The sequence below is a fragment of the Streptomyces radiopugnans genome, from assembly GCF_900110735.1.
GTDB classification, from domain to species: Bacteria; Actinomycetota; Actinomycetes; order Streptomycetales; family Streptomycetaceae; genus Streptomyces; species Streptomyces radiopugnans.
In genome coordinates this window covers 127,916-141,061 of sequence record NZ_FOET01000003.1, presented here as the reverse complement: position 1 = coordinate 141,061, position 13,146 = coordinate 127,916, and the positions used below count along the sequence as shown (strand labels likewise).

12 protein-coding genes are annotated in these 13,146 nt (G+C 75.0%); 10 read left to right on the top strand and 2 right to left on the bottom strand.

What is annotated here, in order from left to right:
• Positions 1-2 precede the first annotated feature (2 nt).
• A complete protein-coding gene (locus BMY40_RS08090) occupies positions 3-635 on the top strand; it encodes a TetR/AcrR family transcriptional regulator (RefSeq protein ID WP_093657061.1) in 633 nt (210 codons plus the stop codon).
• 103 nt (positions 636-738) lie between these two features.
• On the opposite strand, the gene BMY40_RS08085 is transcribed toward BMY40_RS08090, so the two are convergent.
• Positions 739-1,239 (bottom strand): Lrp/AsnC family transcriptional regulator, encoded by a 501-nt coding sequence (locus BMY40_RS08085; protein WP_177213924.1) that lies wholly within the window; start codon positions 1,237-1,239, stop codon positions 739-741.
• 179 nt (positions 1,240-1,418) lie between these two features.
• Between BMY40_RS08085 and pdhA the strand changes: the two genes are divergently transcribed.
• The 9 genes from pdhA (at position 1,419) to BMY40_RS08040 (ending at position 11,238) form a co-directional block, all read left to right on the top strand.
• Positions 1,419-2,606, top strand: a complete 1,188-nt coding sequence (pdhA, locus tag BMY40_RS08080; protein WP_093657057.1) for a pyruvate dehydrogenase (acetyl-transferring) E1 component subunit alpha — start codon at positions 1,419-1,421, stop codon at positions 2,604-2,606.
• A complete protein-coding gene (locus BMY40_RS08075) occupies positions 2,603-3,718 on the top strand; it encodes an alpha-ketoacid dehydrogenase subunit beta (protein ID WP_425443087.1) in 1,116 nt (371 codons plus the stop codon). The genes pdhA and BMY40_RS08075 overlap by 4 nt, the downstream gene beginning before the upstream one ends.
• Positions 3,718-5,169: a dihydrolipoamide acetyltransferase family protein gene (locus tag BMY40_RS08070; protein ID WP_093657055.1), complete on the top strand. Its 1,452-nt coding sequence runs from the start codon at positions 3,718-3,720 to the stop codon at positions 5,167-5,169. Before BMY40_RS08075 ends, BMY40_RS08070 begins: the two co-directional genes overlap by 1 nt.
• Positions 5,170-5,311: 142 nt before the next feature.
• On the top strand, positions 5,312-6,256 hold the full coding sequence (locus BMY40_RS08065) for an NTP transferase domain-containing protein (protein ID WP_093657053.1): 945 nt from the start codon (positions 5,312-5,314) through the stop codon (positions 6,254-6,256).
• Complete coding sequence (locus tag BMY40_RS08060; protein WP_093657051.1) at positions 6,253-7,701, top strand: molybdopterin molybdotransferase MoeA; 1,449 nt, start codon at positions 6,253-6,255, stop codon at positions 7,699-7,701. Before BMY40_RS08065 ends, BMY40_RS08060 begins: the two co-directional genes overlap by 4 nt.
• Positions 7,702-7,705: 4 nt before the next feature.
• Positions 7,706-8,767 carry a potassium channel family protein gene (locus BMY40_RS08055; RefSeq protein ID WP_093657049.1) on the top strand — a complete coding sequence of 354 codons (1,062 nt, stop codon included), beginning with the start codon at positions 7,706-7,708 and terminating at the stop codon, positions 8,765-8,767.
• A gap of 9 nt (positions 8,768-8,776) precedes the next feature.
• A complete protein-coding gene (locus BMY40_RS08050; protein ID WP_093657047.1) occupies positions 8,777-9,766 on the top strand; it encodes an NAD(P)H-quinone oxidoreductase in 990 nt (329 codons plus the stop codon).
• 71 nt (positions 9,767-9,837) lie between these two features.
• Positions 9,838-10,509 carry a hypothetical protein gene (locus tag BMY40_RS27990; RefSeq protein ID WP_177213923.1) on the top strand — a complete coding sequence of 224 codons (672 nt, stop codon included), beginning with the start codon at positions 9,838-9,840 and terminating at the stop codon, positions 10,507-10,509.
• Between the two features lie 159 nt (positions 10,510-10,668).
• Positions 10,669-11,238 (top strand): bacterial proteasome activator family protein, encoded by a 570-nt coding sequence (locus BMY40_RS08040; RefSeq protein ID WP_093657043.1) that lies wholly within the window; start codon positions 10,669-10,671, stop codon positions 11,236-11,238.
• A 113-nt stretch (positions 11,239-11,351) separates the two neighbouring features.
• Here BMY40_RS08040 and BMY40_RS08035 read toward each other — a convergent pair whose 3' ends face one another.
• Positions 11,352-13,085, bottom strand: a complete 1,734-nt coding sequence (locus BMY40_RS08035; protein ID WP_093657042.1) for a Stk1 family PASTA domain-containing Ser/Thr kinase — start codon at positions 13,083-13,085, stop codon at positions 11,352-11,354.
• Positions 13,086-13,146: the final 61 nt, after the last annotated feature.

Below are 13,146 nucleotides of genomic sequence, written 5' to 3'. Positions count from 1 at the left end.
CCATGCCAGCCAAGCCGTCGGCCGGGTCGCCGGCCAAGCCCTCAGCCAAGTCGCCGGGGCGCGACACCTACACGCCCGAGTCGCTCCTCGCGGTGGCCGTGGAGGTGTTCAACGAGCGCGGTTACGACGGCACTTCGATGGAGCACCTCTCCCGTGCGGCGGGGATCTCCAAGTCCTCCATCTACCACCACGTGCGGAGCAAGGAGGAACTGCTGCGCCGGGCGATAGCCCGCGCCCTCGACGGCCTCTTCGCCATCCTGGACGAGCCGGACGCCGGCCGGGGGCGGGCGATCGAGCGGCTGGAGCACGTCACCCGCCGCACCGCCGAGGTGCTGATGGCCGAGCTGCCCTACGTCACCCTGCTGCTGCGGGTGCGGGGCAACACCCGCACCGAGCGCTGGGCGATGGAGCGCCGCCGGGAGTTCGACCACCGGGTGGCCGGGCTGCTGAAGGCCGCCGCCGCCGAGGGCGACATCCGCTCGGACCTCGACGCCCGGCTGGCCACCCGGCTGCTCTTCGGGATGATCAACTCCATCGTGGAGTGGTACCGCCCGCAGCCCGGGGACGCCGAGGACCGCGAGCGGGTCGCCGACGCGGTGGTGCGGCTGGCCTTCGAGGGGCTGCGCAAGCAGTAGCGAGCGGCGGGGAAGGGCGGGGGCGGAAGGGGAGCGCCGGGGCGGTGGTGGGGCGGGAACCCGGCACCGGCCCCGGCCCGGGCGGGCAGGCGGACGGCCCGGCTCACGGCTCGGGTTCGAGGTCGGTCTCCTCGAAGACCAGCAGGGTGCGGGTGCTCAGCACCTCCGGCATCGCCTGTATCCGGGTGAGCACCAGCTCCCGCAGCGCCCGGTTGTCGGCGGTGTGCACCAGCAGCAGCACGTCGAAGTCGCCGCTGACCAGCGCGATGTGCGCGGCGCCCGGCAGCGCCTGGAGCTTCTCGCGCACCGCGCGCCAGGAGTTCTGCACGATCTTCAGGGTGATGTACGCCGACGCGCCCTGGCCGGCGCGCTCGTGGTCCACCCGGGCCGTGAAGCCGCGTATCACCCCGTCCTCGACGAGGCGGTTGATCCGGGCGTACGCGTTCGCCCGGGACACGTGCACCCGCTCGGCGACCGACCGTATCGAGGCGCGCCCGTCCAGTTGCAGCATCCGCAGGATGGACCGGTCGACGGGATCGAGCGGTCTGGCGGGCGGCCGGTGCCCGTCCTCCGGCGCCTCGGGGACCATCTGTTCTTCCGGCATGGCCTGCCGCCTCCCCTCCATGGACGTCCTGCCGACATCCCACGCCGTGCAGAACCGTTTGTCCACAGGGCGGTGCCACCCGTAGCCAAAATGCGACGGCGACCGAACAATCGGTAGGGGGGCCCGCCGGATCCAGCGCGGCCTCCTGCCCGCAGATGCCCCCTACCAGGAGGTGCCGCATGACAGTCCTGGAGCAGCCAGGCGCCTACCGCCCCGCGCCGCCGCCCGCCTGGCAGCCGCGCACGGACCCCGTGCCGCTGCTGCCGGACTCCGAGCCGTACCGGCTGCTGGGCACCGGCGCCGACCTCGACCCCGGCCTGCTCAGGACGCTCTACGCGCACCTGGTGAGGGGCCGCCGCTACAACCGGCAGGCCACCGCGCTCACCAGGCAGGGCAGGCTCGCCGTCTACCCCTCCTCCACCGGGCAGGAGGCGTGCGAGGTGGCCGCGGCCCTGGTGCTCCGGGAGCGGGACTGGCTCTTCCCCAGCTACCGCGACACCCTCGCCGCCGTCGCCCGCGGCATGGACCCGGCCGAGGCGCTGGGACTGCTGCGCGGCGACTGGCACACCGGCTACGACCCGTACGAGCACCGCGTCGCCCCGCTGTCCACCCCGCTGGCCACCCATCTGCCGCACGCCGTCGGGCTCGCCCACGCCGCCCGGCTCAAGGGCGAGGACGTGGTCGCGCTGGCCATGGTCGGCGACGGCGGCACCAGCGAGGGCGACTTCCACGAGGCGCTGAACTTCGCCGCCGTCTGGCGCACCCCGACGGTCTTCCTCGTGCAGAACAACGGCTTCGCGATCTCCGTCCCCCTGGCCAAGCAGACCGCCGCGCCCTCGCTGGCCCACAAGGCCGTCGGCTACGGCGTCCCCGGCCGGCTGGTCGACGGCAACGACGCCGCGGCCGTCCACCGGGTCCTGACCGAGGCCGCCGAGCGCGCCCGGCGCGGCGATGGCCCCACCCTCGTGGAGGCCGTGACCTACCGGATCGACGCCCACACCAACGCCGACGACGCCACCCGCTACCGCGGCGAGGACGAGGTCGGCGCATGGCTCGAGCACGACCCCGTGGCGCTGCTGGAGCGCGAGCTGACCGAGCGCGGCCTGTTCGACGACGCGACACGCGACGGGGCGCACCAGGAGGCCGAGGAGATGGCCGCGCGGCTGCGCGAGGCCATGAACGAGGACCCGGTGCTCGATCCGGTGGATCTCTTCGAGCACGTCTACGCGGAGAAGACCGCGCAGCTCAGGGAGCAGGCCGCGCAGCTGCGCGCCGAGCTGGACGCCGAGGGCGACGGACAGGACGGACACGCCGGGCACGCCGGGCACGGCGGGGCCGCCGGGAACACAGCGGGAGGCGAGCGATGACGACCGCGACCACCGGGAAGAGCGCGGGCAGGACGGACGGGAAGGCCCGGGGCGGGGCCGGGGCCGCCCGCAAGCCCGCCACCATGGCGCAGGCCCTCAACCGCGCGATGCGCGACGCCATGGCCGAGGACCCGTCCGTGCACGTGCTCGGCGAGGACGTCGGCACGCTCGGCGGGGTCTTCCGCATCACCGACGGCCTGACCGCGGAGTTCGGCGAGGACCGCTGCACCGACACCCCGCTGGCCGAGGCCGGCATCCTGGGCACGGCCGTCGGCATGGCGATGTACGGGCTGCGTCCGGTGGTGGAGATGCAGTTCGACGCCTTCGCCTACCCGGCCTTCGAGCAGCTCCTCAGCCATGTCGCCAAGATGCGCAACCGCACGCGCGGCGCGATGCCGCTGCCCATCACGATCCGGGTGCCCTACGGCGGCGGGATCGGCGGTGTGGAGCACCACAGCGACTCCTCCGAGGCGTACTACATGGCCACCCCCGGCCTGCACGTGGTGACCCCGGCGACGGTGGCCGACTCCTACGGGATGCTGCGGGCCGCCATCGCCTCCGACGACCCGGTGGTCTTCCTGGAGCCCAAGCGGCTGTACTGGTCGAAGGCCGACTGGTCGCCGGACGAGCCGGAGGCCGTCGAGCCCATCGGCCGCGCCCGGGTCCGCCGCACCGGGACGTCCGCCACGCTGGTCACCTACGGTCCGTCGGTGCCCGTCTGCCTGGAGGCGGCCGAGGCCGCCCGCGAGGAGGGCTGGGAGCTGGAGGTCGTCGATCTGCGCTCCCTGGTCCCCTTCGACGACGAGACGGTCTGCGCGTCGGTGCGGCGCACCGGACGGGCCGTGGTCGTCCACGAGTCCAGCGGCTTCGGCGGCCCCGGAGGCGAGATCGCCGCCCGGATCACCGAGCGCTGCTTCCACCACCTGGAGGCGCCGGTGCTGCGGGTGGCCGGATTCGACGTCCCCTACCCGCCGCCGATGCTGGAGCGCCACCATCTGCCCGGAGTGGACCGGGTCCTGGACGCCGTCGCCCGGCTCCAGTGGGAGTCGGAGTGGACCGAGCGGCCCGAGGCGTTCGGCGGGGCGGGCACGTCCGGGAGGGGTGGCCGCTGATGGCCGAGGTCCGCGAGTTCGCCCTGCCCGACCTGGGCGAGGGGCTGACGGAGGCCGAGATCGTCCGCTGGCTGGTGTCCGTCGGCGACGTCGTCGCCGTCGACCAGCCGGTGGTGGAGGTCGAGACGGCCAAGGCGATGGTCGAGGTGCCGTGCCCGTACGGCGGTGTGGTCACCGCCCGGTTCGGGGAGGAGGGTGCCGAGGTCCCCGTCGGCGCGCCGCTGGTGGCGGTGGCCGTAGGGGCGTCCGCCGCCACGGCCGGAGAGCCGGCCGGTGACGGCTCCGGAGCCCCTGCCGCCGGGCCCGCCGCATCCGCTTCCGGGTCCGGCGCCGGGTCCGACGAGACCGCCGGCGCCTCGGAGAAGTCCGGGAACGTGCTGGTGGGATACGGCACGGGGGCGCCCGCTGCCCGCCGCCGGCGGGTCCGCCCGGTGAACGGTGTGCACGCCTCGATTCCCGCCGCGGCCCCCGTCTCCGCACCCGCCGTGCCCACGGCGCCCGTCGCGCCGGCCCCCGCCGGTCCGGCGGCGGAGCCGTCCGCGCCCGAGGGGATCCGCTCCGCCGACGGACCCGTCCCGGTGATCTCACCACTGGTGCGGCGGCTCGCGCGGGAGCACGGGATCGATCTGCGGCAGGTCGCCGGCTCCGGCCCGCGGGGACTGATCCTGCGCGCCGACGTCGAGCGCGCGGTGGCGGCGGCCCAGGCCGCGCCCGTGCCCGCCGCCGCGCCCGCCCCCGCCCCCGTAACCGCCGGCGCCGCCGCCCACGGCGAGCGGATCCCGCTGCGCGGGCTGCGCGGTACGGTCGCCGACAAGCTCTCCACCTCCCGGCGCGAGATCCCCGACGCCACCTGCTGGGTGGACGCCGACGCCACCGAACTGCTCGCCGCCCGGCGGGCGATGAACGCCGCGGGGCCGAAGATCTCCCTGCTCGCGCTCCTCGCCCGGATCTGCACGGCCGCCCTCGCCCGCTTCCCCGAGCTGAACGCGACGGTGGACACGGCCGCGCGCGAGATCGTCCGGCTGCCCGGGGTCCACCTGGGCTTCGCCGCGCAGACCGACCGCGGACTCGTGGTCCCCGTCGTACGCGACGCCCACACCCGCAACGCCGCCGAGCTGACCGAGGAGATCGCCCGGCTGACCGAGTCCGCGCGCGAGGGGAGGCTGAAGCCCGCCGAGCTGACCGGCGGCACCTTCACCCTCAACAACTACGGGGTGTTCGGGGTGGACGGCTCCACCCCGATCATCAACCACCCCGAGGCGGCGATGCTCGGAGTCGGCCGCATCACCCCCAAGCCGTGGGTGCACGAGGGCGAGCTGGCGGTGCGCCAGGTCGTACAGCTGTCCTTCACCTTCGACCACCGGGTGTGCGACGGCGGAACGGCGGGCGGCTTCCTGCGGTACGTGGCGGACTGCGTCGAGCACCCGGCGGTACTGCTGCGCAGCCTGTAGCGGCCGCCGGCTCTCCCGGCGGGACGGCGGCCGGCCCGCGGCGTCCCCTCCGCCCCGGAAGGGGGCGGTTCGGGCCGGACCGCGGCCCCGGGCCGGAGGCCCCCTTCACCCTGGCCGGGGCGGAGGGGGTCACACTCGGGGCATGACCGATGTGTACGACGCCGTCGTCATCGCCGGCGGTGCCGCCCGCCGACTCGGCGGGACGGACAAGCCGGCCCTCACCGTCGGGGGCCGGACGCTGCTCGACCGGGTGCTGTACGTCTGCGCGGACGCGGCGCGGACGGTGGTCGTCGGCCCGCGCAGGCCGACGGCCCGGCCGGTGGACTGGACGCGCGAGGAGCCGCCCGGCGGAGGGCCGCTGGCGGCCCTCGACGCCGGGCTGCGCCGCGTCGGGAGCGAGACGGTGCTGGTGCTCTCCGCCGACCTGCCGTTCCTGACGCCCGCCACCGTGCGGGCGCTGCTGGACGCCGTGCACGGCGCGTACGGCACGGACACCGGCCCCGGCGGCTCCCACGGCCCCGGCGGCCCCGACGGGGCGATCGTGGACGACGGGCGGGCCCAGCCCCTCCTGGGCGCCTACCGCACCGAGTCCCTCCGCCGCGAGCTGGCCCTGCTCGCCGCCGAGCACGGGCGGCCGGCGAACCTGCCCCTGCGGCTGCTCACCGATGAGCTCGTACTGCGCCGCGTCGCCCCCGCCGGCCCCGAGGAGGCCCGCGACTGCGACACCTGGGAGGAACTCGCCTCGGCCCGCTCGCACATCAGGGAGCATGGACGCGTGCTGAACGAATGGATGACCGCAGCCAAGGCCGAACTCGGCATCGACCTCGACGTCGACACCGCAGCCCTCCTCGATCTCGCGCGGGACGCCGCGCACGGCGTGGCCCGGCCCGCCGCCCCGCTGACGACCTTTCTCGTCGGATACGCGGCGGCGCGTGCGGGCGGGAGTCCCGCGGACGTGGCCGAGACCGCGCGCAAGGCCGCCGAACTGGCCCGCCGCTGGGCCGAGGAGACCGCGGGGACCGCGGAGAACGGAAAGGCCGGCGGGAGCGGAGAGGCCGGCGGCGGAGAGGGAACGGACGCCGGATGAGCGGCGACGAGCTGGCCGACGCCCTCGCCCTGGCCGACGGCCGCGGCGGCACACGCGGCACCGCGCACGGTGACGGCCGGTCCGGGGGGCGCGGACCCGGCCCGGACCCCCGGGAGAGCGGCCCGCACGGCCCGCACGGCTCACGGGACGGAACACGGCACCGCGACTGGCCCGCCGCCCGCGCCGCCGCCGCCCGCGCCGGGGCCGGGCGGCGCTCCGAGTCCACCGCCGTCCCCCTGGAGGAGGCCCTCGGCCACCGTCTCGCCGCCCCCCTGACCGCGCTCACCGATCTGCCGGCGTTCGACACCTCGGCCATGGACGGCTGGGCCGTCTCCGGACCCGGCCCGTGGGAGCCGCTCGCCCCCGAGGACGGCACACAGGACGGCGCCTCCGGCACGGCGAACGGCACGGCACCCGGCACCCGGCACGGCATCCTGGCCGGCGACGACCGCCCGGCCCCGCTCCCGGACGGCCACGCCGTCCGCATCGCCACCGGCGCCCGCATCCCGCCGGGCACCACCGCCGTACTGCGCTCCGAGTACGGCGAGGTCCGCGACCGGCGGCTGCGGGCGAACGCGGCGCCCCAGCACGGCGCGGACATCCGCCCGCGCGGCCAGGAGTGCCGGGCGGGCGACCACCTGCTGCCCGGCGGTACGCCGGTCACGCCGGCCGTGCTGGGGCTGGCCGCCGCCGCGGGCTGGGACGAGCTGCCGGTCGTACGCCGCCCCCGCGCCGAGGTCCTGGTGCTGGGCGACGAACTGCTGGCCTCCGGCCTCCCGTCCGGCGGCCGGGTCCGCGACGCGCTCGGCCCGATGGTCGGCCCCTGGCTGACGGCTCTGGGCGCCGAGGTCACCGCCACCCGCCGCCTCGGCGACGACGCCGGGGCGCTGTACGCCGCGCTGGAGGAGACCACCGCCGACCTCGTCGTCACCACCGGCGGCACGGCCTCCGGCCCGGTCGACCACGTCCATCCGGCCCTGCGCCGGCTGGGGGCGGAGCTGCTGGTCGACGGGGTACGCGTGCGCCCCGGCCATCCGATGCTGCTGGCGCGGCTGCCCTCGGGGGCGCACCTGGCCGGGCTGCCCGGCAATCCGCTGGCGGCCGTGTCCGGGCTGCTCACCCTCGCCGAACCGCTGCTGCGGGCCGCCACCGCCGCGGAACCTTCCGCCGAGCCGCCCGCCGGGTCGCCCGCCGGCCCGTTCGCCGGATCGCCCGCCGGAGGGGACGCCCTGCCCACCGCCGTCCTCCTCGGCGAGGTCCAGGGCCACCCCCGTGACACACGGCTGGTCCCGGTCGTGCAGGATGGCGGTGGCGTACGGCCGCTGCGGTTCAGCGGCCCCGCGATGCTCCGCGGCATCGCGGCGGCCACCGCCCTGGCGGTCGTGCCGCCCGGCGGCGCCGCCACCGGCGCCGGCGTACACCTCCTGAGACTCCCGTGGGCGTGACGGAATGAACCACACCTCGCCCGAAGAACTGCAGCACTTCGTGCAGCTCCCCGAGCCCGCGGCCGGGCCGCTGCGGCAGGTGCTGCGGCGGCTGGTGGCCGCGCTGGCCGTCCTGGTCGTGACGGCCATGCTGGTCTACCTCGAGCGCGAGGGCTACCGCGACGGCGCCGACGGCGAGGTCTCGCTGCTGGACTGCTTCTACTACACCACCGTCAGCCTCTCCACGACCGGCTACGGCGACATCGCCCCGGTCAGCGACAGCGCCCGGCTGGTCAACGTCCTGGTCATCACCCCGCTGCGCGTCCTGTTCCTGATCATCCTGATCGGCACCACCCTGGAGGTGCTGGCCGAACGGACCCGCCAGCAGTTCCGCCTGGCCCGCTGGAGGTCCTCCTTGCGAGACCACACCGTCATCATCGGCTTCGGCACCAAGGGCCGCTCCGCGGCCGAGACCCTCATCTCGACCGGGGTCCCCCGGGAGCGGATCGTGATAATCGACCCCAGCCGCAAGGTCGTCGAGGCGGCGAACGCCGACGGCTACACCGGCGTCGTCGGCGACGCGACCCGCAGCGACGTCCTGCTGAAGGCGGAGGTGCAGCGGGCGGCCCAGGTGGTCATCTCCACCCAGCGCGACGACACCGCGGTCCTGGTGACGCTCACCGCCCGCCAGCTCAACCGCAACCTGCGCATCGTCGCGGCGGTGCGCGAGGAGGAGAACGCGCCGCTGCTGCGGCAGTCCGGCGCCGACTCCGTGATCACCAGCGCCAGTGCCGCCGGACGCCTGCTCGGAATGTCCATGCTCAGCCCCAGCGCGGGCGCGGTCATGGAGGACCTGATCCACCAGGGCACGGGACTGAACCTCACCGAGCGCCCGGTCACCAAGGCCGAGGCCGGCCGCTCCCCGCGCGAGTGCAAGGACCTCGTGGTCTCCGTGGTGCGCGGCCACCGGGTGCTGGGCTACGACGACCCGGACGCGGCCGTTCTGCAGCTCACCGACCGCCTCGTCGTCATCCGCCGTGCCACCCCCTCCACCACCGTCATGCCCTCGGAGAACCCGCGGAGGTAGCTTCACCCCATGCACGCGATCACCATCACCGAACCCGGCGGCCCCGACGTCCTCGTCTGGACGGAGGTGGACGACCCCGTGCCCGGCGAGGGGGAGGTGCTGGTCGAGGTGGCGGCCGGCGCCGTCAACCGCGCCGACGTCCTCCAGCGGCAGGGCTTCTACGACCCGCCCCCGGGCGCCTCGCCCTACCCCGGGCTGGAGTGCGCGGGCCGGATCGCCGCGCTGGGGCCGGGCGTGGGCGGCTGGAAGACCGGCGACGGGGTGTGCGCGCTGCTCGCCGGCGGCGGGTACGCGGAGAAGGTCGCCGTGCCGCACGGCCAGCTCCTGCCGCTGCCCGACACCCCCGACGGCCCGCTCGACCCGGTCACCGCCGCCGCCCTCCCCGAGGTGGTGTGCACGGTCTGGTCGAACGTCTTCATGCACGCCGGGCTGCGCCCCGGCGAGACCCTGCTGGTCCACGGCGGGGCCAGTGGCATCGGCACCATGGCGATCCAGCTCGCCAAGGCCGTCGGCGCGCGGGTGGCCGTCACCGCGGGCAGCCGGAGGAAGCTGGAGCGCTGCGCGGAGCTGGGCGCGGACGTCCTGATCGACTACCGCGAGCAGGACTTCGCCGAGGAGGTCCGGGCGGCCACCGGCGGACGCGGCGCGGACGTGATCCTCGACATCATCGGCGCCAAGTACCTGGAGCGGAACGTCAAGGCGCTCGCCCGCGGCGGCCGGATCGTCGTCATCGGCCTCCAGGGCGGTGTGAGGGGAGAGCTGAACCTGGGCGCGCTGCTCGCCAAGTGCGGTACGGTCTCGGCCACCTCGCTGCGCGGCCGTCCCCCGGAGGAGAAGGCGGAGATCGTCGCGGCGGTGCGCGAGCACGTCTGGCCGCTGATCGCCGCCGGGCGGGTCCGCCCCGTCGTGGACCGCACGGTGCCGATGAGTAATGCCTCCCGGGCTCACCGGGTACTCGAGGAGAGCGATCACGTGGGCAAGGTCGTCCTCACCGTCTGAGATGCCGGGCCCGCGCGTTCGTGTGACGCTTGTTACACCATTGGATGCCTGGTACGGGAGGGGGCGTAGCGGTGAGGGAAGCCGCGATCACCCTGCTGGCCTGCGTGATGGTGCTCGTCCCGGCACCCGTCGCCCTGGCCTCCCAGCAGTCTGCGGTCGTGACGGCCGTTCCCGGCGGTGCGAAGGACGGGGTGGAGCCCGGATCGGAGGACCGGGGCAAGCCCTCGTCCTCCCCCACCGCCTCCCCGGACGACCCGGAGGAGAGCGAGGACCCGGACGACCCGCGGGAGCCGGACGACCCGGAGGAGACCGAGCGCCCCCCGCGGCTCACCCTGCCGCCGTGGCCGCCGGGCGGCTCCTCCCCCGATCCGGACCCGACGCCCACGCCCACACCCACACCGGATCCCACCTCCGGTGAGCCCTCCGGCGAACCGTCCGGTACGGCCCCCGACGGGGAAGGCGACGGGGGCCGCGGTCCCGGCGACGCCGGCTCCGCCGAGCCTCCGGGCACGTCGCGGCAGACTCCGCAGGGCCGGACCGAGCAGGTCAGCGACCGGCGGACCGGCACAGGCGACCACTACGACGACTACGTGTACGACGACGGCCGGAGCGGCGAGGAGCGCGCCCAGAGCCGTGCGACGCCCGCCACCGGCGGCCAGCTGCTCCCGGTGCTGCCGCTCGGCGCCGGGCTGACCTTCCTGGGCCTGGGCCTGGCCTCGCTAGCCCTGCGGCTGCGGCGCTGAGACCGGCGCCGGGACCGGCGCCGGGACCGGCGCTGAGAACGGCGCCGGGACGAGCGGTGCTCACGGCGGTGCCCACGGTGGTGCTCACGGCGGTGTTCACGGTGGCGCCCCCGGGGGATCGGCCGCCGGCCGTTCGGACGGGCATTGCAGAATGGGGGTATGACTCAGCCGATGAACGAACGCTCGCAGGAGAGCCAGCACGTCCTGGTCGTCGGGCCGGACGGAATGGCCCTCGGCAGCACCGCCGCTCCCAAGGGCGGGGACGGCGGCTCCGACGACGAGCCGCGTGAGATCCCCGTGACGGAGATGGTCGAGCAGCCCGCGAAGGTCATGCGGATCGGCAGCATGATCAAGCAGCTCCTGGAGGAGGTCAAGTCGGCTCCCCTGGACGAGGCCAGCCGTGCCCGGCTCAAGGAGATCCACGCCAGCTCGGTCAAGGAGCTGGAGGACGGCCTGGCACCCGAGCTGATCGAGGAGCTGGAGCGGATCTCGCTGCCGTTCACCGACGACGCGGTGCCCACCGACGCCGAGCTGCGGATCGCCCAGGCCCAGCTCGTGGGCTGGCTGGAGGGGCTGTTCCACGGCATCCAGACGGCGCTGTTCGCCCAGCAGATGGCGGCCCGCGCCCAGCTCGAGCAGATGCGCCGCGCGCTTCCGGCGGGTGCGCTGCCCGACGAGGAGGGCGACGGGCGCGGCGGCCAGATCCGCTCCGGCGGTCCCTACCTCTGAGCGGCCCCTGTCCCTGAGCGGCCCCTGCCGCCGAGGAGCGGCCCCGACCCCGTACGCGCGAGGGGCCCGGCACGCGGATCGCGTGCCGGGCCCCTCGCGCGTGTCCGCCGCGGTCAGTCCGCCGGGTGGCCGGTGGAGACGGTCAGCGTGATCTTGTCCTTCTTGGGGTCGAAGCCCTCGTAGGCCCTCGGGGACTGCTTGAGGACGGTGTTCTTCCCGTACAGGTTCTCGTCCTCGTACTCGACGTCGTCCAGGATCCAGCCCGCCTCGCGGACGCACTCCTTCACCGAGTCCAGGTGCTTGAACGTCAGGTCGGGCATGTTCGTCTTGCCCTTGTCGAAGATGCTCTCCGACGCGTCCGTGCACTTGGCCGGGTCGATGGTCTTCGAGGTGTCCTCGTCCTTGAAGCCGCCGCCGTCGTCGTCACCGCCGCTGTCGTCGGTGTCCGTGCCGGTGTCGGCACTGTCGGTCTCCTGGCCGCCCGTGCCGCCGCCCGTGTCACCGCCGGATTCGCCCCCGCCGGTGCCCGCGGGCTGCTCCACGGTCTGGACGGGTCCCGGGGACTCGCCCGCCCGCGGGCTCTCCTCACCGCCGCCGTTGAGCGACACCGCGATGATCACGGCGGCGACGACGATGATCGCCGCGATCGCCGATCCGACGAGCACCCCGGTGTTCCTCCCGCCGCCGGAGGGCTGGGGCGAGGGCGAGATGGTGTACGGCGGCGGGGTCGGCGCGCCGCCCTGGTGGCCGTAGGGGCCCGGCGCCGGTGTGGAGTACCCCTGCTGGACCGCGCCCGCGGCACCGAAGCCGGCCGTCGGCGCGTAGTGCGGCTGGTACGGCTGCTGCATGCCCGGCGGCGGCGGGGTGCCCTGGGCGTCCACCGGCGGGAAGACCGACTGGGAGACGGCCGCGCCGCTGTTGGGGCCGGGGACGCCGCCGGCGATCAGCGGGGTGGTGTTCGAGGCGATCACCGAGTTGCGGACGCGCTCGCACTCCTGGCGCATCGACTCGGCGGTCGGGAACCGCTCGTTGGGGTTCTTCTTCAGCGCCCGCGCGACCAGCGCGTCCACGGCCGGGGGCAGCGACCGGTTGATCGACGACGGTGCGGGCGGCTCCTCCTGGACGTGCGCGTAGGCGATGGCCAGCGGCGAGTCCGCGTCGAAGGGGAGCCGCCCGGTGAGCAGCTCGAAGAGCATGATGCCCACCGAGTACAGGTCGGAGCGGGCGTCCACGCCGCGCCCCAGCGCCTGCTCGGGGGAGAGGTACTGCGGGGTGCCGACGACCATGCCCGTCTGCGTCATCGAGGTGACGCCGGACTGCATGGCGCGGGCGATGCCGAAGTCCATGACCTTGACCGTGCCGCGCTTGTTCAGCATGACGTTGCCCGGCTTGATGTCCCGGTGCACCAGGCCCATCTCGTGGCTGGTCTCCAGCGCGGCGAGCACCTCGGAGACGATGGCCAGCGCCTTGTCGCTCGGCATCGCCCCGAGCCGGGCCACGTCCTCGTCGAGGACGGTGCGCAGCGGGTTGCCCTCGACGTACTCCATGACGATGTAGGGCACCAGCGCGCCGTCGATCTCGTCCTCGCCGGAGTCGAAGACCGAGACGATGTTGGTGTGCGTCAGCTTGGCGACCGCCTGCGCCTCGCGGCGGAAGCGCTCCCGGAAGGACTGCTCGCGGCCCAGCTCGGTGTGGAGGGTCTTGACCGCCACCTGGCGGTCGAGCACCGTGTCGTAGGCCAGGTGCACCGAGGCCATGCCGCCCTGGCCCAGCAGGTCGCGCAGCTGGTAACGCCCGCCGCCGACCGTACGGCCCCGGTACGCGGCCTGCGCGCCGTCGTCGCTCATCTGACTGCTTCCCCCTCGGCGCCGCAGGACTGCCGTCTCGGGCCTGCGCGTGTACGGTTGC